The 18,444-nt window shown below is 70.0% G+C and carries 20 protein-coding genes and 1 pseudogene; 11 read left to right on the forward strand and 10 right to left on the reverse strand.

Annotation, left to right across the window (positions count from 1 at the left end; genetic code table 11):
- The first annotated feature begins 26 nt into the window (after positions 1-26).
- Positions 27-683: a TetR/AcrR family transcriptional regulator gene (locus AB0M93_RS20975; RefSeq protein WP_086843734.1), complete on the forward strand. Its 657-nt coding sequence runs from the start codon at positions 27-29 to the stop codon at positions 681-683.
- Here the strand turns inward: AB0M93_RS20975 and AB0M93_RS20980 are convergent.
- Positions 675-1,517 carry a MaoC/PaaZ C-terminal domain-containing protein gene (locus AB0M93_RS20980; protein ID WP_364275843.1) on the reverse strand — a complete coding sequence of 281 codons (843 nt, stop codon included), beginning with the start codon at positions 1,515-1,517 and terminating at the stop codon, positions 675-677. The two genes, AB0M93_RS20975 and AB0M93_RS20980, sit on opposite strands and share 9 nt — an antisense overlap.
- Position 1,518: 1 nt before the next feature.
- A complete protein-coding gene (locus AB0M93_RS20985; protein ID WP_364275844.1) occupies positions 1,519-2,853 on the reverse strand; it encodes a 3-oxoacyl-ACP reductase in 1,335 nt (444 codons plus the stop codon).
- Between the two features lie 92 nt (positions 2,854-2,945).
- On the opposite strand from AB0M93_RS20985, the gene AB0M93_RS20990 reads away from it, so the two are divergent.
- Positions 2,946-4,235, forward strand: a complete 1,290-nt coding sequence (locus tag AB0M93_RS20990) for an acetyl-CoA C-acetyltransferase (protein WP_364275845.1) — start codon at positions 2,946-2,948, stop codon at positions 4,233-4,235.
- Between the two features lie 46 nt (positions 4,236-4,281).
- Here AB0M93_RS20990 and AB0M93_RS20995 read toward each other — a convergent pair whose 3' ends face one another.
- Positions 4,282-4,827, reverse strand: coding sequence for a DoxX family protein (locus AB0M93_RS20995; protein WP_364275846.1), 546 nt, complete (start codon positions 4,825-4,827; stop codon positions 4,282-4,284).
- Between the two features lie 171 nt (positions 4,828-4,998).
- On the opposite strand from AB0M93_RS20995, the gene AB0M93_RS21000 reads away from it, so the two are divergent.
- From AB0M93_RS21000 to AB0M93_RS21015, 4 genes are all read left to right on the forward strand, one after another.
- Positions 4,999-5,727: a TipAS antibiotic-recognition domain-containing protein gene (locus tag AB0M93_RS21000; protein WP_364275847.1), complete on the forward strand. Its 729-nt coding sequence runs from the start codon at positions 4,999-5,001 to the stop codon at positions 5,725-5,727.
- A 154-nt stretch (positions 5,728-5,881) separates the two neighbouring features.
- Positions 5,882-7,072, forward strand: a complete 1,191-nt coding sequence (locus AB0M93_RS21005) for an ATP-binding protein (protein ID WP_364001685.1) — start codon at positions 5,882-5,884, stop codon at positions 7,070-7,072.
- 260 nt (positions 7,073-7,332) lie between these two features.
- On the forward strand, positions 7,333-7,482 hold the full coding sequence (locus AB0M93_RS21010) for a hypothetical protein (RefSeq protein ID WP_364275848.1): 150 nt from the start codon (positions 7,333-7,335) through the stop codon (positions 7,480-7,482).
- Between the two features lie 224 nt (positions 7,483-7,706).
- Positions 7,707-8,636, forward strand: a complete 930-nt coding sequence (locus AB0M93_RS21015) for a helix-turn-helix domain-containing GNAT family N-acetyltransferase (protein WP_364275849.1) — start codon at positions 7,707-7,709, stop codon at positions 8,634-8,636.
- Here the strand turns inward: AB0M93_RS21015 and AB0M93_RS21020 are convergent.
- Positions 8,633-9,208 (reverse strand): peroxidase-related enzyme, encoded by a 576-nt coding sequence (locus AB0M93_RS21020; RefSeq protein ID WP_364275850.1) that lies wholly within the window; start codon positions 9,206-9,208, stop codon positions 8,633-8,635. The genes AB0M93_RS21015 and AB0M93_RS21020 overlap by 4 nt on opposite strands.
- A gap of 32 nt (positions 9,209-9,240) precedes the next feature.
- Here AB0M93_RS21020 and AB0M93_RS21025 point away from each other — a divergent pair, with 32 nt between their 5' ends.
- The 3 genes from AB0M93_RS21025 (at position 9,241) to AB0M93_RS21035 (ending at position 10,922) form a co-directional block, all read left to right on the forward strand.
- A complete protein-coding gene (locus tag AB0M93_RS21025) occupies positions 9,241-9,846 on the forward strand; it encodes a hypothetical protein (protein WP_364275851.1) in 606 nt (201 codons plus the stop codon).
- A 66-nt stretch (positions 9,847-9,912) separates the two neighbouring features.
- The gene (locus tag AB0M93_RS21030) at positions 9,913-10,644 is read left to right on the forward strand and encodes an HNH endonuclease (protein ID WP_364275852.1); all 732 of its coding nucleotides are present in this window, start codon (positions 9,913-9,915) and stop codon (positions 10,642-10,644) included.
- Complete coding sequence (locus AB0M93_RS21035; RefSeq protein WP_364275853.1) at positions 10,641-10,922, forward strand: hypothetical protein; 282 nt, start codon at positions 10,641-10,643, stop codon at positions 10,920-10,922. Before AB0M93_RS21030 ends, AB0M93_RS21035 begins: the two co-directional genes overlap by 4 nt.
- A 65-nt stretch (positions 10,923-10,987) precedes the next feature.
- Here the strand turns inward: AB0M93_RS21035 and mctP are convergent, their stop codons facing one another.
- Together mctP and AB0M93_RS21045 are read right to left on the reverse strand one after the other, a co-directional pair.
- A complete protein-coding gene (gene mctP / locus AB0M93_RS21040; protein ID WP_364275854.1) occupies positions 10,988-12,643 on the reverse strand; it encodes a monocarboxylate uptake permease MctP in 1,656 nt (551 codons plus the stop codon).
- Positions 12,640-12,918 carry a DUF3311 domain-containing protein gene (locus AB0M93_RS21045; RefSeq protein ID WP_364275855.1) on the reverse strand — a complete coding sequence of 93 codons (279 nt, stop codon included), beginning with the start codon at positions 12,916-12,918 and terminating at the stop codon, positions 12,640-12,642. Before AB0M93_RS21045 ends, mctP begins: the two co-directional genes overlap by 4 nt.
- 187 nt (positions 12,919-13,105) lie before the next feature.
- Here AB0M93_RS21045 and AB0M93_RS21050 point away from each other — a divergent pair, with 187 nt between their 5' ends.
- Positions 13,106-14,725, forward strand: coding sequence for an alpha/beta hydrolase (locus AB0M93_RS21050; RefSeq protein WP_364275856.1), 1,620 nt, complete (start codon positions 13,106-13,108; stop codon positions 14,723-14,725).
- A 113-nt stretch (positions 14,726-14,838) separates the two neighbouring features.
- Positions 14,839-15,111 (forward strand): helix-turn-helix transcriptional regulator, encoded by a 273-nt coding sequence (locus tag AB0M93_RS21055; protein ID WP_033261071.1) that lies wholly within the window; start codon positions 14,839-14,841, stop codon positions 15,109-15,111.
- Here AB0M93_RS21055 and AB0M93_RS21060 read toward each other — a convergent pair.
- The 4 genes and pseudogenes from AB0M93_RS21060 to AB0M93_RS21075 all read right to left on the reverse strand — a co-directional run bounded on the left by AB0M93_RS21060 (position 15,108) and on the right by AB0M93_RS21075 (position 18,441).
- A complete protein-coding gene (locus AB0M93_RS21060; RefSeq protein WP_364275857.1) occupies positions 15,108-15,686 on the reverse strand; it encodes an EndoU domain-containing protein in 579 nt (192 codons plus the stop codon). The genes AB0M93_RS21055 and AB0M93_RS21060 overlap by 4 nt on opposite strands.
- A gap of 31 nt (positions 15,687-15,717) precedes the next feature.
- Positions 15,718-16,997, reverse strand: a pseudogene (locus tag AB0M93_RS21065) (hypothetical protein).
- Positions 16,991-17,596 carry an ABC transporter ATP-binding protein gene (locus AB0M93_RS21070; RefSeq protein ID WP_364275858.1) on the reverse strand — a complete coding sequence of 202 codons (606 nt, stop codon included), beginning with the start codon at positions 17,594-17,596 and terminating at the stop codon, positions 16,991-16,993. Before AB0M93_RS21070 ends, AB0M93_RS21065 begins: the two are co-directional and overlap by 7 nt.
- The gene (locus AB0M93_RS21075) at positions 17,593-18,441 is read right to left on the reverse strand and encodes an LLM class F420-dependent oxidoreductase (RefSeq protein ID WP_364275859.1); all 849 of its coding nucleotides are present in this window, start codon (positions 18,439-18,441) and stop codon (positions 17,593-17,595) included. The genes AB0M93_RS21070 and AB0M93_RS21075 overlap by 4 nt, the downstream gene beginning before the upstream one ends.
- Positions 18,442-18,444: the final 3 nt, after the last annotated feature.

The following is an 18,444-nucleotide window of genomic DNA, read 5'->3' on the forward strand; positions in this document are numbered from 1 at the left end:
TCCGGGCAGCAACGAGGAGGTCCAGCGTGTCAGAGGAAGATCAGCGTCCGCCCGAACGGGCCAGGCGGCTGCCGCGTGCCGTGCGCGAGCGGCAGATCCTGGACGCGGCCGTCCAGGTCTTCTCGCGCCACGGCTACCACGCCGCGTCGATGGACGAGATCTCCGACGTCGCCGGGGTCTCGAAGCCGATGATCTACACCTACCTCGGCTCGAAGGAAGACCTCTTCGGCGCGTGCATTCGCCGCGAGGCAACGCGCCTGCTCGAGGCCATCCAGGCCGGCGTGCAGCCCGACCTGCCACCCGACATGCAGCTCTGGCACGGCCTGCGGTCCTTCTACCGCTTCGTCGCCGAGTACCGCGAGTCGTGGACGGTCCTGCACCGCCAGGCCCTCACCGTCGGCGGGGCCTTCGCCGCGGAGATCACCGACATGCGGGCGCGCGCGATCCAGCTCGTCGCCGCGCTCGTGGTGTCCGCCGGCACCCGCAAGGGCGTCGGCGAGCAGGCGGAGTTCTCCGGCGAAGGCCTGGCCGCGTCGCTGGTCGGCGGGGCCGAGTCGCTGGCCGACTGGGCCCTCGACCACCCCGACATCTCCGACGGCGTCCTGGCCTCCTGGATGATGAACCTCGTCTGGCTCGGCTTCAACGACCTCATCGAGGGCGCGGTCTGGAAGCCGTCAGAGTGAGCTGATCGTCCCCTCGAGGTGCGGCTTCGACTTGCTCCACAGCTCGAACGCCCAGCCGTCGTCCACGGACCAGGACGTGAAGCCCGCCTTCGCCGGCAACAGCACCGGCTGCTTGAAGCGGACGTCCACCGTGAACGCCTCCGGCAGCCTGCCCTCGAACGCCGCCAGCGCGTGGGCCTTCGTCCACATCCCGTGCGCGATCGCGCGCGGGAAGCCGAACAGGCGCGCCGTCAGCGGGTGCAGGTGGATCGGGTTGCGGTCGCCCGAGACCTCCGCGTAGCGCCGCCCGATGTCGGCCGGGACGCGCCAGATCGCGTCCGGCGTCGGCGGCGCCAGCTGGTCCCGCCGGGAAGGGGCACCCGAAGAGCCGCCGCGACGCAGGTACGTGCTGACGTCGGACCAGACGAGATGATCACCGGTCCAAGCCTCGCTGACGACGTCGAACTGACGCCCCTTCTCGTGCGGCCGCAGGTTCTCCGCGCGCACGCGCACGGTGAGCGGCTCGCCGATCCGCAGGGCGCGGTGCTGGGTGATCCGGTTCGCCACGTGGACCATGCCGAGCAGCGGGAACGGGAACCCTGGCTCGGTCATCAGCGCCATCTGCAGCGGGAACGCCAGCATGTGCGGGTACGTCGCCGGCAGCTCGTCGCTCAGCCGGAAGCCGGACACCGCGTTGTACGCCGCCAGGTGCGCCGGGTCGACGACGACACCCGTGCGCACCAGCTCCGTGTCGGGCAGCGAATCCCCGGACGGCTTGCGCAGGACGCCGCCGAGCAGCGCCTTCGGGTACAGCGTGGCCAGGCTCGGCGTGCTGTCGAGTTCGCGGATCGCCACGTCACGCCCCCAGCAGGGCCTGGCCGCAGACGCGGACCACGTTGCCGTTCACCGCGGCCGACGCCGGGTTCGCGTACCAGGCGATCGTTTCGGCGACGTCGACCGGCAGGCCGCCCTGGCCGAGGCTGGACAGCCGCCGCCCGGCTTCGCGGATGAACAGCGGGACCGCGGCCGTCATCTTGGTCTCGATGAACCCGGGCGCGACGGCGTTGATCGTGCCGCCGTACGCCGCCAGCTGCGGCGCGCCGACGTTCACCATGCCGATGACGCCCGCCTTCGACGTCGCGTAGTTCGTCTGGCCGACGTTGCCGGCGATGCCCGCGATCGACGAGACGCCGATGATGCGGCCGTTCTCGTTCAGCACGCGATCGGCGAGGAGCTTGTCGTTCACCGCGAGCTGCGACGCGAGGTTCACCGCGATCACCGAGTCCCACGCGCTCTCGCTCATGTTCCCCAGCGTCTTGTCACGGGTAATACCCGCGTTGTGCACAACGATGTCGACGCCGCCGTGACGCTCCTTCAGGTACTCCGCGAGCTTCGCGGGCGCGCTCGGCGAAGTGATGTCGAGCTGCAGGGACGACCCGCCGACCTTGTTGGCCACCTTCGACAGGTCGCCGCCCTGGGCGGGGATGTCGAGCGCGACGACGTGCGCGCCGTCGCGGGCCAGCACCTCGGCGATCGCCGCGCCGATGCCGCGGGACGCGCCGGTGACCAGCGCGACCTTGCCGGCCAGGGGCTTCTCCCAGCTGGCGGGCGCGGACGCCGTCTTGCCCTCGGTGCCGATCCGGATGACCTGCGCGTCGACGAACGCCGACTTCGCCGACAGGAGGAAGCGCAGCGTCGACTCCGTCGCCTCTTCGGCGCCTTCGGCGACGTACACGAGCTGGGCGGTCGCGCCGCGCTTCAGCTCCTTGCCCACCGAACGGATGAAGCCCTCGAGGGCGCGCTGCGCGATCCGCTCGCGGCCCTCGACCTGCTCGGGCGGGGTGCCCAGCACGACGACCCGGCCGGACGGGCCGACGCTGCGGATCACCGGGTGGAAGAAGTCGTAGACCTCGCGCAGGCGTGCGGGGTCGGTGATGCCGGTGGCGTCGAAGACCAGCGCCGCATGCCGGTCGGCCGCGGTGGCGATGACCTCGATGCCGGCGTCGGCCAGCTGGTCACGAAGGGTTTTCTCCAGCCGCCCGCCGGGCGCGGCACCGAGCAGGGCGGGACCTTCGAGCGCCGGTTGCCCGGGCCGGTACCGGCGCAGCGTCGCGGGATTGGGCAGGCCGAGCTTCGGCACCACGAACTTCCCCACCGGGGTTTTCGTGAACTGCTGGTACCTGTCAGCCATCGGATGCCTCCCGTGCAGTCTGCGTCACGTCGCAGTCTAACCTACTCCCGAGTAGGTTACAGTGTGAGGGACACGACCAGAGAGGTGAAGTCATGCCACCGAAGAAGACGCCCGCAGTACGCAAGGTCGCGATCATCGGGGGCAACCGGATCCCCTTCGCGCGGTCCAACGGCCCGTACGCGAAGGCGTCGAACCAGGACATGTTCACCGCCGCCCTCGACGGCCTGGTGAGCCGCTTCTCGCTGCAGGGCGAGGTGATCGGCGAGGTCGCCGCCGGCGCCGTGCTCAAGCACTCGAAGGACTTCAACCTGGCCCGCGAGAGCGTGCTGGGCAGCAAGCTTTCGCCCGCGACGCCCGCGTCCGACGTCCAGATGGCGTGCGGCACCGGCCTGCAGGCGATCATCAACGTCGCCAACAAGATCGCCCTCGGCCAGATCGACTCGGCCATCGCCGGCGGTGTCGACACGACCAGCGACGCACCCCTGGCCGTGAACGAGGACCTGCGGCAGATCCTCATCCAGCTCAACGCGGCCAAGACGCTCGGCGACCGGCTCAAGCTCGTCGCGAAGATCCGCCCGGGTCACATCGTCCCGGCGATCCCGCGCAACGAGGAGCCGCGCACCGGCCTCTCGATGGGCGAGCACGCGGCGCTGACCGCGAAGATCTGGGAGATCACCCGGGAGGCGCAGGACGAGCTGGCGGCGAGCAGCCACCAGAAGCTCGCCGCCGCCTACGACCGCGGGTTCTTCGACGACCTCGTGACGCCGTTCCTCAAGCTCGCGCGCGACCAGAACCTGCGCCCGGACTCGACCGCGGAGAAGCTCGGCAAGCTCAAGCCGGCCTTCGGCGGCCCGGACGGCACGATGACCGCGGGCAACTCGACGCCGCTGACCGACGGCGCGTCGACGGTCCTGCTCGCCACCGACGAGTGGGCGAAGGCGCACAAGCTGCCGGTGCAGGCGTACCTGACGTTCTCGGAGACCGCGGCCGTCGACTACGTCCACGGCGAAGAGGGCCTGCTGATGGCGCCCGCGTACGCCGTGCCGCGGATGCTCGCCCGCGCCGGGCTGTCGCTGCAGGACTTCGACTTCTACGAGATCCACGAGGCGTTCGCGTCGCAGGTGCTGGCCACGCTCAAGGCGTGGGAGGACCCGGCGTTCGCCAAGGAGAAGCTGGACCTGGACGAGCCGCTCGGCGCGATCGACCGGGCGAAGCTGAACGTCAACGGCTCGTCGCTGGCGGCCGGGCACCCGTTCGCCGCCACGGGCGGCCGGATCGTCGCGACGCTGGCGAAGCTGCTGCACGAGAAGGGGTCCGGCCGCGGCCTGATCTCGATCTGCGCGGCCGGCGGCCAGGGCGTCACCGCGATCCTGGAGAAGTAGCCGCACGAAAAAGGGCCGTCCCCCGCGGGGGACGGCCCTTTTCGCGTCAGTTGGGGAGGGCCTTCTGGGCCCGCTTCGCGAGCTTGTTCGCGCGCTTCTGCCCGCGGCGGCTCAGCCGCTCGGCGCTCTGGCCGACGTCCTTCGCGGCGCGACGCGCACGCCAGGCCGCCGACGGCTTCCCGTGCGTGTCGGCCACCGCCAGCAGCAGGCCACCGGCCAGGCTCGCGTTCTTGAAGAACTGGATCTGCTGCTGCTGCTTCTCGGCCGGGTCCTTGATGGTCCAGAAGCTGTGCGTCGAGAGCGTCGTCGGCACCAGGCTGCCGAGGAGCAGCCCCGCCGCGAGCCGCGGCGCCTTGCCGGACGCGAGCGCGAGACCGGCGCCGATCTTCACCGCGGCGTCGATCCGGACGAGCGTCACCGGGTCACGCGGGACTTGCTCCGGGACGACGTCGCCGAACTTCTCGAACGCGTTGTTGAGGAACGGTTCCGCCGCCTTGGCGTGGCCCTCGGCCTGCCTCAGCGCATTGATCCCGCCCGTCACGAAGATCGTGGCGAGCAGGGGACGTGCCACTCGACGGAGTATCACGGTCATAGCCTTCCTCGTACGGGCCGCTGCCTGGTCGAACCTACTCCGTGGATGCCCGCTCGGCCCGGGCTCGAATCCTCATCGCGCTTTCTGCGGAAATATCCCCTGGACGCTAGAGAGCGCTATAAAGCTCTAGCGGTTGACCTTGACGCTGCGTCAACTTCTATCGTCGACGGCATGGAGTGGTCGATCCAGGACATCGCCCGCTCGGCCGGGACCACGAGCCGGACGCTGCGCCACTACGGCGCGGTCGGCCTGCTCGAGCCCAGCCGGATCGGCGGCAACGGCTACCGCTACTACGACGAGCAGGCGCTCGTCCGGCTGCAGCGGATCCTGTTGCTGCGTGAGCTCGGGCTCGGGCTGCCGGCGATCGCCGAGGTGCTCGACGGCCAGCGCGACAGCGCCGCGGCCCTGGAAACCCACCTGGAGCTGCTCGAAGAGGAGCAGCGGCGGATCGGACGGCAGATCGAGTCGGTCCGCACGACCCTCCGGAAACTGAAGGGAGGTGAACGGCTGATGGCAGAAGAAGTCTTCGACGGCTTCGACCACACGAAGTACGAGAAGGAGGTCACTTCGCGATGGGGCGCCGAGGCGTACCGGCGCGGTGACCAGTGGTGGAGTTCGCTGTCGGCGGCGGAGAAGCAGGCCCACCAGCAGGAGCAGCGCGACATCGCGGCGGCGTTCGGCGCGGCGTCCGGGCTCGCCCCGGACTCCGACGAGGTCCAGGCGATCACGCGGCGGCTGCACGAGTGGCTGAAGCCGGCGGTGTCGTCCGTGTCCGCGGGGTACTTCGCGGGGCTCGGACAGCTGTACGTCGACGACCCGCGCTACGGGTTCGAAGGCGCGACGGCGGAGTTGGTCCGGGACGCGATGAAGATCTACGCGGAGCGGAACCTGGGCGACTAGCGGTGCGTCGTAGGGGCGCACTGGGGGTAGAGCCGAGCAGGGCTGCAGACCTGTTCGGCTCTATGTACGGCCATCCGATCGAACCTCGGCGACACGCCTAGCCGTCTATGGCGGAATATCGGGCTCACCCTAGAAACGCCGATAACTTGGCAGAGTGGACCCCATCCGCAACCCCTTCGCGCCGGGCGCCGGGCAACGGCCGCCCGAGCTGGCCGGGCGCGAGCGTGAGCTCAAGGCGTTCGAAGTGGTGCTGGAGCGGGTGGCGCGGGGGAGACCCGAACGCAGTCTCGTCCTCACCGGGCTGCGCGGCGTCGGCAAGACCGTGCTCCTCGGGGAGCTGCGCGCGATGGCCGTGCGGCACAAGTGGGGAGCGGGCAAGATCGAGGCGCGGCCGGACGCCGAGCTGCGGCGGCCGCTGTCGGCCGCGCTGCACCGGGCCATCCGCGACCTCGCCGTGCGGCACCGGGCGCCGGACCGCGTCGAAGAGGTGCTCGGCGTGCTCAAGGCGTTCGCGCTGCGGGCCAACAAGCCCGACGCCAAGCTGCGCGAACGCTGGCAGCCGGGCATCGACGTGCCCGCCGCACAGGGACGGGCCGACTCCGGCGACATCGAAATCGACCTCGTCGAGCTGTTCACCGACGTCGCCGAGCTCGCCGCGGACGTCGGCACCGGCGTCGCGCTGCTCATCGACGAGATCCAGGACCTGCAGCCCGACGACGTCTCGGCGTTGTGCGCGGCCTGCCACGAGCTGTCGCAGTCCGGCGCGCCGCTGGTCGTCGTCGGCGCCGGGCTGCCGCACGTGCCCGCGGTGCTCTCGGCGTCGAAGTCCTACTCCGAGCGGCTCTTCCGGTACGCGCGCATCGACCGGCTCAACCGCGAGGACGCCGACTTCGCCGTGATGGCGCCGATCGAGCGCGAGGACGCCGGCATCGAACCGGAAGCTCTCGACGCGCTCTTCGACGCGTCCGGCGGCTACCCGTACTTCATCCAGGCCTACGGCAAGGCGGCCTGGGACGCGGCGCCGTCCGACCCGATCACTGTCAAGGACGTCCAGGTCGCGGCGCCCGAAGCGGAGTCGGAACTGGCGGTCGGCTTCTTCGGCTCGCGCTACGAACGCGCGACGCCCGCCGAGCGGGAGTACCTGCAGGCGATGGCCTCGCTGACCCAGGGACGCGACGAGCCGGCCGGCACGGCCGACGTCGCCGTGTTCCTCGGCCGCAAGCCGTCGTCGCTGTCGCCGGCGCGCGACAGCCTCATGAAGAAGGGGCTCGTGTACTCCGCCGAGCGGGGCCAGATCGCCTTCACCGTCCCGCACTTCGGCCACTACCTGCTCGGACGCGACTGACCTGCGGTTTTCCCGCTGTCTCGCGCTCTATGAGCGTCGCTAAGTCTTTATCGGATTATCGCTATACATACTTAGACGCCTGTAGCGGGTTGCTTCGTCGTGACCGCCGCCGCCCCGAATCTCTCCGGCCCTTACCCAGCTTTGCCTACGATTCATCGGCGAGTGCGCCACATCACCGGATATTCGTTGGCTTCCTTGTGAAAAAAGGCGCATACTAGAGGCACACCGACCAAGAACCCTCGAAGGGGATGCAGAAACCGATGAACAACATCGCCGCCAAGCTCCGTGCCCGTCGCGCCGAGGCTCGCACTCGCCGGGCGCTGAACCGGGCGATCGACACCGCCGCCACCGCGACGGTCCGTCAGGAACTCATCGCGATCTCGCAGGCTCGCTCGGGCTACATGCGCTGATCTCTTCACCCCGTGGCGGTCGCCCATTCGAGTGACCTAGGCCACATCGTGCTCACGGTGTAACGCCGCCCCGAGGGGCGTCGATACCCAGTACGACCCCGTGATGCTGGCGGACCCCCGACCTGGCAGCATCGCGGGGTTTCCCATTTCCCCGGAAAATCCCTCGCCGGCGCCGACGTGTCCGGTAATCTTTGACTTCGTCAACGAACTTGTTGAGGTGGTCAATGAACGACAGTCAGCTGGCCGATCGGGTCGCCGCGGTCCGCGCCTTCAACCGGCTCTACACCGGGGTCATCGGCGTGCTCGACGAGGGGCCCGCGGACGCCGAGTACTCCCTGCCGGAAGCCCGCGTGCTCTTCGAACTCGCCCACCAGGACCCGCTACCGGTCACCGACCTGCGGAAACGCCTCGAACTCGACGCCGGCTACGCGAGCAGGCTGCTCGCCCGCCTCGAGTCACGCGGGCTGATCGTGCGCGAACGGTCCGAGGAGGACGCCCGCCGCCAGCTCGTGCGGCCGACCACCGCGGGCCGGGACGCCTTCGCGGTGCTGAACCGGCGGTCCACCGACCAGATCGGCGGGCTGCTGCGCCGGTTCGCCGACGAGGACCAGCAGCGCCTGCTGACCGCGATGCGCACGATCGGCGACCTGGTCGGCGACCGCCGCCGCGACCCGGCCCTCGTTCTCCGCCCGCCACGACCGGGGGACCTCGGATGGGTGGTGGAACGCCACGGCGCGCTCTATGCGCGGGAGTACGGCTTCAACGCCGGTTTCGAGGCGCTCGTCGCCCGGATCGCCGCGGACTTCCTGGACGCCCGCACCGACCCGGGGGTGGCGTTCTGGATCGCCGAGCTCGACGGCGAGCGGGTGGGCAGCATCGGGTGCGGGCGCGGCCCGGACGCGGACACCGCGAAGCTCCGGTTGCTGCTGCTCGAGCCGTCGGCGCGGGGACACGGCGTGGGCAAGCGGCTGGTGACCGAGTGCGTGGAGTTCGCCAGGGCGCACGGCTACCGCGCGATGGAGCTGTCGACGGTCTCGGTCCTCGAGGCCGCGCGGTCGATCTACCGCGCGGCCGGCTTCGAGCTCGTCGCCGAAGCCGACTTCGACGACTGGGGCCCGAAGCTGACCGACGAGACGTGGCGCCTGGAGTTCTAGCGCGGGACGCGGCCGAGCAGGAAGAACTCCGGGTTCGGCCGCAGCGCCGTGAGGTGGGCGAGACGGTTCGACATCGCGAACAACGCCGTGATGGCGCCGACGTCCCAGATCTCGTCGTCGGTGAGGCCGGCGTTGCGCGCGGCTTCGAGGTCGCCCTCACCGAACAGTGCCGAGTCCTGGGCGAGCGCGAGGGCCAGGTCGACGATCGCGCGGCCGCGTTCGTCCAGCTCCACCTGCCACGGGTTGCTCGACACCCGGTCGGCCAGCTCCGGGTCCTTCGCGCGGATGCGCAGGATCGCGCCGTGCGCGACTACGCAGTAGGTGCAGTGGTTGGCGCCGGAGGTGGCGACCACGACCAGCTCGCGCTCGGCCTTGCTGAGTCCTTCGGCGCGTTCCATCAGGGCGTCGTGGTAGTCGAGGAAAGCCCGCAGCTCGGCGGGGCGGTGGCCGAGGGCACGGAAGATGTTCGGCGTGAAGCCGGACTTCTGCGCGATCGCGCCGACGCGCTCACGGAGGTCGTCGGGCAGGTCTTCGAGTTCCGTCACCGGGAACCGGCTCACCGCGTCGCTCATACCCCGCACGCTAGTCGTGGTTGGCTGGTCGCGTGACGGACTACGTCGACGGGTACTGCGAACGCGTCGCGCCCGGGCTCTGGGGTGAACCGCTCAACAGTCTCAGCAACCTCGCGTTCCTGGTCGCCGCCGTGCTCGTGTGGCGGCTGGCCGAGGGAGACCGGACCGGACGGCTGCTCGCCGGGCTGATCGGGCTCATCTTCGTGGCCAGCACGGCGTTCCACCTGCTCGCGACGCGGTGGGCCGCCGTCGGGGATTCGGTGGCGATCCTCGTCTTCGTGCTGGTGTACGCCGGGTTGTTCCCGCGGGTGTTCTTCGGGTGGCGGCTGTGGTGGCTCGGGCCGCCCGCGTTTCTCGCGCTCACCCTCGTCACGGCGTTGCTGGGCGGCGGGCTCTACCTGTCCGCCGTGATCGGGCTGTTCGCGTTCGCCGCGCTGCTGGCCTTCCGCCGCGACGCCTACTGGACGCACTTCGCCGTCGCGGGCGCGGTTTTCGCGCTTTCGCTGAGCTTGCGCGGGCTCGACCGGGACGTGTGCGACTACGTCCCGGCCGGCACGCACTTCCTCTGGCACCTGCTCAACGGGCTGGTGCTGTACCTCGTTTCCCGAGCGGCCATAGCGTGGCAACGGCAGGCGTAGGCACAGCATTTACTTGCCACTACTTGCCGAAATCGCGTACCGGCAAGTATGCTCACCTCGGGCGCCGTGCACTACGTCGCCATCAGCAAGGGGGGGACCGTGGGGCTACCTGATTGGCGTTCACCAGCGCTGGGCACCCGCGTGCGGGTGGCCTTATGGCTGGTCAGTGAGGTCGGCGAGAACGGCACGTTCACGAAAGCGGAGTTGAGGACGGCTTTTCCAGACGTAGCTCAAGCCGAACGCCGGATGCGTGACCTGCGTCAGGCGGGGTGGGAGTTCGTCACCAGGCGCGAAGATCCCACTTTGAGCCAGGAGGAGCAGCGCCTGGTGAAAGTCGGAAGTCCGGTGTGGGAGCGGCAACATCGCGCCGCGGGCCTTGGTCTGCTCACCAATGCAGTACGGCGGCAAGTGCTCGACCGCGACCGCAGTCGCTGCGTACGCTGCGGAATCGGCGCCGGCGAGGCTTACCCGGACAGCCCTTCGACGACCGCACGGCTCGGGGTGCACCACTTCGTTCCCTTGGGGAAGGCCGGCGGCAAAGACACGATCGACAATCTGGTCACCGAGTGCACGCGGTGCAGTGACGGAGCCCGCGAGGCGACGCCCCCGTCACTGACCGAGGTTTGGCAACGCATCGAGGAACTCTCACCCGACGACCGGGTGCGAGTCCTTGCCTGGATGGTGCGGGGCAAGCGCGAGTTCAGCCCAGCTGAACAGGCATTTGCTGACGCTCGTCGGCTCCCGCCGGCCGAGCGAGAAGCCCTTATGAGCCGGTTGGCCGGACTGGTGGCCGAATGACCGACGTCGATGAGAAACCTTCGTCGGAGCCCAGGAAGCGCCTGCCCACCGTACGGACGATCCCTGCCTTGATCTCGCGGGTTGTCGCCGACAAGGACCAAACCCGCCACCTCGCGCTCCTCATGCGCACCGCCATCTGGCCGGTGGTGGCCATCTCCGCAATTGGCGCATCGGTGCTGGTGGTGCTCGTGTTGAACCCGTTGTCGACCGTCAGCGCCCTCACCGGTCTCGGTGTTGTCGGCGGCACTTTCGCCTGGCGACGCCGCCGCTCCAGTTGACTACCCCACCCGTACCCTCGCCGACCCGGAGGGCCGGCGAGGGTATCGAGAACGTCCTTAATGGATTAGTGGACGCCGATCGGGCGCAGGTCCTTGTCGTTCTCGTCCGCGTGGTAGTCCTCGGCGTTGGTGTCGTCGGTGCCGTTGAACACCTTCAGCTGCCGCGCGATCACCGTGACGATCGCCGCCACCACCAGGTTCGCGATCAGCGCCACGAAACCGACGTAGATCTGGACCGCCGAACCCGCGAACGGGTGCCAGCCGAAGATCGACATGTTGCCCAGGGCCAGTGCCGAGCCGCCGAAGTGCTGCTTGCCGTTGGCCGGGTTGGGGATGCCGTACAGCATGATCAGGCCCCAGCCGATGCCGACGACCCAGCCCGCGATCAGGCCCCAGCGGTGGAACCAGCGCGTGTACAGCGCCAGCGCGACCGCCGGCAGCGTCTGCAGGATCAGCACGCCGCCGATGAGCTGGAGGTCGATCGAGAACTGCGGGTCGATCAGGATGATCACGGCGACCGCGCCGAGCTTCACGACCAGCGAAGCCAGCTTCGCCTGCTTCGCTTCTTCCTGCGGCGTCGCGTTCTTGCGGATGTACTCCTTGTAGATGTTCCTGGTCCACAGGTTGGCCGCGGCGATCGACATGATCGCGGCCGGCACCAGGGCGCCGATGCCGATCGCGGCGAACGCGATGCCCGCGAACCAGGACGAGAACTGGCTGTCGAACAGCACCGGGACGATCGTGTTGCCGTCCGCCTTGCCGGTCGCCGCGTTCGTCAGCGGCTTGACGCCCGCCGTGATGGCCACGTAGCCGAGCAGCGCCAGCAGACCGAGCACCAGCGAGTACGCCGGCAGCGCGACCATGTTCCGCTTGATGACGTTGCGGCCGCGCGAGGCGAGCACGCTGGTCAGCGAGTGCGGGTAGAGGAACAGCGCGAGCGCCGAACCCAGCGCCAGCGTCGCGTACTGCAGCTGGTTGTTGGCCGTCAGCAGGATCGACCCGGCCGGCTTGCCGGTGGCCGGGCTCGGCGTGCCGAGCTTCTTCGCCGCCGCGTCGAAGATGTGCGACCAGCCGCCCAGCTTCGAGGGCAGGTAGATGATCGCCACCAGGATCACGATGTAGATCAGGATGTCCTTGACGAACGCGATCAGCGCGGGCGCCCGCAGGCCGGACTGGTAGGTGTAGAAGGCCAGGATGACGAAGGCGACCAGCAGCGGCAGGTGCCCGACGATGCCGGAGCCGTTGATGCCCATCGTCCGCAGCACGGCTTCGAGGCCGACCAGCTGCAGCGCGATGTACGGCATGGTCGCGACGATGCCGGTGATCGCGACCAGCAGCGCGAGGATCGGCGAGCCGAAGCGGCCGCGCACGAAGTCGGCCGGGGTGACGTAGCCGCGCACCCGCGACACCGACCACATCCGCAGGGCCGGGAGCAGGACGATCGGGTAGACGACGATCGTGTACGGCAGCGCGTAGAGGCCCAGCGCGCCGGCGCTGAACACCAGCGCGGGCACCGCGACGAACGTGTATGCCGTGTAGAGGTCACCGCCGAGCAGGAACCAGGTGATCCACGAGCCGAACTTGCGGCCGCCGAGGCCCCATTCGTCCAGGTGGTCCAGGGTGCTGCCGCGCTGCCACCGCGACGCCATGAAACCGAGGACGGTGACGAGCGCGAAGAGGATCGTGAAGATGATCAGCTCGGGCCACTGCAGGTTGCTCATCGAGCGTCCCCTTCGTCCAGGTCGTCGACGCTCAGCTTGTCCGGCGCGTCAACGGTCCGCTTGTCCCGCGTCATCAGGTAGACGATCCAGGTGCTCAGCACCCCGACGCCGACCATGAGGAACTGGAACCAGTAGAAGAACGGCATCCCGAACAGCCGCGGACCGTCCATGTTGAACAGGGGCGTGACCAGGACCAGCAGCGGGACGATCAGGAGCAGGTTCCACGGGCTGAATTGAAACCCGCGGACCTTTCCGTCGTGCTTCACCGTCGACATCGACCTCACCTAACACTCCCGTAACCGACCGCCTGACCTTAGAACCTGGGTGACAGGGAGTCACGTCTGTCCGATATCGATTTGATCGCCGCGGCCGCCGATGCCGACCAACGTCGCTTGCCCCGCCCCCGAGGGCCCGATATCAATAGCGCGACTCCACACGCGAAAACCCAAAAGGGGCAACCGTATGACACGACTCCGCTACGCGGTGGTGATCCCGGCCATCGCCGGCACCCTGCTGGCCGGGTTCACTCCTGCATTCGCAGGTCAGGAGGTCGCGGCCGGTAAGCAGCCGCTGAACTCCACGAACATCCCGGCGCAGTACGCGAACCAGAAGCTGGACTGGCACAAGTGCGCCGTCCCCGCCGAGCTGCCGACGGCCCCGCCCGCGGGTGCCGAGGACATGGAGTGCGCGACCTACAAGACGCCGCGCAACTGGTACCAGGCCAACGCCCAGATCGACCTGACCATCGCCGTCAGCCGGCTGAAGGCGACCAAGGACGCGACGGCCAGCGTCGTCACCAACCCGGGTGGCCCGGGGGCGCCCGGGCGGAACTTCCCGGCCCGCCTGCGCAACCAGCCGAAGCTGCGTGAGCACCAGGAGATCGTCGGCTTCGACCCGCGCGGCACCGGCAAGAGCACGAACATCACCTGCGGTGGCGCCATCGGCACCGGCTCGGACCTCGACCCGCGTGACCGCAGCAAGCAGAACCTGAACCTGATCCTCCAGGCGACGAAGTACGCGGCCCTGTCCTGCCAGGCGAAGTCCGGCGAGCTGGGCCCGCTGATCAACACCGACCAGACGGTCAAGGACATCGACCTGCTGCGCGTGCTGCTCGGCCGCGACAAGATCAACTGGGTCGGCTACTCGGCTGGCACCTGGATGGGCGCGCACTACGCGCAGGCCTACCCGACGCGCACCGGCCGGTTCGTCCTCGACTCCTCGACGGAGTTCACCACGACCTGGCAGAAGTCCTTCGACTGGCAGCCGCTCGGCTTCGAGCGCCGCTTCCGCCAGGACTTCCTCCCGTGGGTGGCGAAGTACGACAAGCTCTACCACTTCGGCACCACCGGCGAGGCGGCCCGCCAGACCTACGAGCAGGTCCGCTACGCCCTGACCCAGGGCGCGGTCACCCTGCCCGACGGCTCGACCGTCTCGGCCAACGGCCTGGACTCGTTCATCGCGTCGAACATCTACTCGAAGCGGTCCTTCCCGGGCCTGGCCGACTACCTGGTCAGCGTCCGCACGCTGACCCAGGGCACCGCGTCGGCGCAGGCCAAGTCGTCGGCCGCGCAGAAGGTCAAGGCCGCCGACAAGAGCACCGAGACCTCCGGCGCCCAGCCGCTGATGGTCCCGACCGACGGCGACGCCTACGACGCCTCGTTCTGGACCATCCCGTGCAACGAGGGTCCGTGGACCGGCTCCACCCAGAGCGCCATCAAGCAGTCGCAGAAGCTGATCGACCAGCAGCTGCCCCTGCTCGGCGCGGGCTGGTTCATCCAGCCGTGCCTGTTCTGGAAGAAGCCGCCGGCTCCGCTGCCGGTGCTCGACGGCCGGGGTGTCCCGCCGGTGCTGATCGTCGAGTCGGAGCACGACCCGGCGACGCCGATCGAGGGCGCGCGCCGCGCGCACAAGGCGTTCGAGAACTCGCGGATGCTGACCATCACCGGCGAGGGTGACCACGGCATCTACGCCGGCGGCAACGCGGGTGTGGACAAGGTCGTGGAGGCCTACCTGGTCGACGGCGTCGTGCCGAACGACCAGAGCCTGCCCGGCATGCCACTTCCGGTGCCCGCGGGCGCCTGACGCCACAAGGGGTAGTGGAGGCCCCGCCGAACAGACGTTCGGCGGGGCTTTTCCACACCTGTGCACAGAGTTGTCCACCACCTGTGGACAACTCTGGTATTAGTATTGGCGCCATGGTGCGCGTACCGCTGACAGACGAAGAGCGTGAACGGGGCGAGCGCCTCGGCCTGGCGCTGCGGGCGGCGCGAGCCGGCCGGAGCATGGTCGACGTCGCCGCCGAGGCCGGGATCTCGGTCGAGACGCTCCGGAAGATCGAGACCGGCCGCATCCCGACGCCGGCGTTCTTCACGGTCGCGGCCATCGCGGACGCCGTCGGCCTGCCGCTGGAGGAACTCCGCGCGGCCGTCACACCCGCCGCGTCGCCACCGCTTTCCCAGGCCAGCTAGGCCGGGCGCAGCTGCTTGAGGATGTGCTCGCGGTCGTTGAGGAACGCGCAGGCCGGCACCGGCAGGTCGTAGCTGTTGAGCAGCCGCTCGAAGTCGGAGAACTCGTCGGCCGAAAAGCCGAAGCCGACCTTGACGGCGTGCGCGGCCAGCACGTCGGCCAGTTCCTCCCACTCGCCCGCCCACAGCAGCGTGCGGTAGTGCGTGTAGTCCTCCGGCGCGAGCCGGTCGGCGAGGTGGGTCAGGATGCTGTCGGCGAAGAAGCTGATCCGGTTGCTCTGGAGGTCGGCGACCGTCGGGTTCGCCGGGTCGCGCGCGGTGTCGGGGTTGCGGACCACGCCGGGCCCGGCCACCGGGTAGGCGGTGTGCACGTGCCCGTTGTCCTCGACCAGCACGATCAGGTGCACGTTGAACCGCTCGCCGGCACACCGCCAGCGGCCGTTGCGCTGCTGCCGGCGGGCCTCGCTGGGGTCGTTCGCGACATCCTTGACCACCGAGATGATCTGCTCGTCGCTCCAGCCGGCCGGGAACTCGCTGGTCGCCCTCCGCCCGACGCCCGGTGCGTGTCCGCCGCCCACTGGCTGCTCCCTTCGTCGCACCGAGGGTAGGTCAAACGGCGGCGGCGAGCAGCACGATGCCGACCACCAGCAGGTCGAGTCCGCGGAAGAGCTGCCGGACGAGGTTGGCGGGCATCGGGCCCATCGGGGTGTCGACGAACGCGGGATTCGCGTAGTCAACGGCGGTGCGGGTGACCGTGCGCAGGATCGAGAGCACCGACAGCGGCACCGCGAGCCACGCCGTCGCGGCGAACGACGTCCCACCCGCGAGGGTGACCGCGAACAGCACTGCCGCCCAGAGCAGGCCCACCCCGGCGAGCACCAGGCCGTGGGCCAGGACGAGGGCGCGGTCGCCCGAGCCCAGCCACCGCCGCCGTCCCGGGTTGCGCCAGAGCTCGCCGAGCCCGCCGCCGAACGGCGTCAGCGCGACGTACGCCCCGACGCCGACCAGGACCGCGCCCGGCACGGTCGGCACCGCGATGTGCGCGACGACGACCGCGAGGCCGACCAGCAGCGCCGCGCCCGCGTACCGCGACCGGCCGAGCGTGCCCGCCCAAGCCAGCCGCAGCGGCGTCGGACGGCGCAGCGAAAGCCCGCCCACCGGCGCGGACGGCGGGAGCAGCATCATCGGGTCGAGGAAGGTGACGGCGACCGAGCGCAGCACCCGGCCGTCCCACCCGGCGAGCAGCGCCGCCGGCCCGCGCGCGAGACCGGTTCGCCGCCGAAGGCCAGCGGCACTGCCGCGACCAGCACCCCGGCCGCGACCAGCTGGACGGTCGCCGGGCCGAGACCGAAGGCGGCGATCCCGAGCCCGACGACCGCGAGCGCGAGCGGGCCGAGCGCGTCCAGGCGCAGCGACGTCCGCCTCGCCGCCGCGAAGGCCGCCACGCCGGTCGCGAGCACGATCGCGACGGCCGCCCGCCACTGGTCCAGGCCCGCGCCGCCGACGGCGAGCAGCAGCGCGGCCAGGTAGCCGGTCACCGCGACCACGCCGGTCCACGCGCCGAGCAACCGCAGCGTGACGACGCGGCTGCGGTCCACCGGGGCGAAGTCGAGCCAGGTCAGCTCCGCGGGTTCGACCCACGCGAAGCCGCGGCGCAGCAGGCCGCGCCAGCCCACCGCGCAACAGAGCGTCAGCAGCCCGAGCACGGCCGGGAAGTCCACAATGGACGATCCGTAGAGCGCCGGGCGCCAGCCGTCGACGTGGAAGAACGCGGTGAACAGGAACCCGGAACCGAACAGAAAGACGAAAGTGGCCGTGTCGCCGCTGAAGATCCCGCCGAACCGCTTGCGGCCCGGGATCCGCATCCGCTTCGGCGTCAGCGTCACCACAGTTCGAGCACGCTGTCCGCGGCTTCGAGCAGCGGCGGGTGGTGGGTGGCCACCACGACCGCCGCGCCGGCCGCCGTCGACCGGGCGATCAGCTCGACCAGCCACTCCTTGCCCGCCGTGTCCAGCGCGCGTTCCGGTTCGTCCAGCAGGAGCACCCGGTGCGGCCGGGCGGTGACGCCGAGCAGCAGCAGGCGGCGGCGCTGGCCCGCGGAGAAGTGCCCGGACGTCACGCGCATGCGTTCGCCCAGCCCGGCGTCACGCAGCAGTTCCTCGTGGTCGCCGAGATCGGCGCCGAACGAGCCGGCGAGCAGGTCCAGGTGCTGCAAGGGCGTCAGCTCGGCGAAGAAGTCGGAGTCGTCGAAGAGCACCGACACCTTGCGCCGGAACTCGACGTCCCGCTCGTCCGGCGCCTTGCCGTCGACCAGCACGCGGCCCCGCTGCGGCTCCTGCATGCCGTAGAAGCAGCGCAGCAGGGTCGACTTGCCGACGCCGTTGGGCCCGACGATCGCGGCGCATTCACCGGGGTCGACGCTGAAGTCGAGGTCGTCGAACAGCCACAGCTCGCCGGCCCGGACGCCGAGCGCCTTCGCGTCGATCACCGGAGGTGCTCGATGACCGGCGCGAACTCCTCGAAGTGCATCTCGAGGATGGTGAAGTAAGTGAAGCCGAACCGCTCCCGGTGCCCCCGGATCTGGTCGGCGATCTGCGCCGGCGTGCCGACGAAGGCCGACGGCAGCTCGCTGAGCTGCTCGACGGTGACCCGGCCCTGCAGACGCTCGGCGAGTTCGGCCAGCCCGGCGGCGCGGTCGTCGGTGATGGTGACGAACTGGCCGAGCTGGTTGAACTCCACTTCGGACTCGCGGGCCCCGAGCTTCGCGCGGGCGAACGCGACGCGCTCGTCGACCTGCTCCGCGCTGACCCCGCCGACGAAGCCGATGGTGTCGGCATGCTCGGCGGCCAGGCTGAGCACGCGGTCGCCGCGGCCGCCGATCAGCAACGGCGGCCCGGGCTTCCGCACCGGCGCCGGCTTGTGCTCCGGATCGGCGTACAGCCGCTTGAGCTCGGTGATCGTCCGTTCGAGGTGGTCGACGCGCTCGCCGGCGGACGGGAACGGCAGGCCGGCGGCCTCGAACTCCGCCTCGACGTACCCGGCGCCGAGGCCGAGCTCCAAGCGGCCGTCGGTGAACTGGTCGGTGCCGAGGACCTCCCGGGCCAGCAGCGTCGGGTTGTAGAACGCCGCGTTCAGCACATAGGTGTTCAGCTTGACGCGCGAGGTGGCCTCGCCGGCGAGCACCAGCGCCGGGAACGGCGGGGCCATGCCGAGGTGGTCGGCCACGGACACGACGTCGTAGCCGAGGTCCTCGGCCTTGCGGCACTTCTCGGCCCAGGCGGCACGGCTGCCGGACACGACCATGTTGACGCCGAAACGGAATTCCCCAGTCATGGT

The sequence above is a fragment of the Amycolatopsis sp. NPDC051102 genome (assembly GCF_040682815.1).
GTDB lineage: Bacteria > Actinomycetota > Actinomycetes > Mycobacteriales > Pseudonocardiaceae > Amycolatopsis.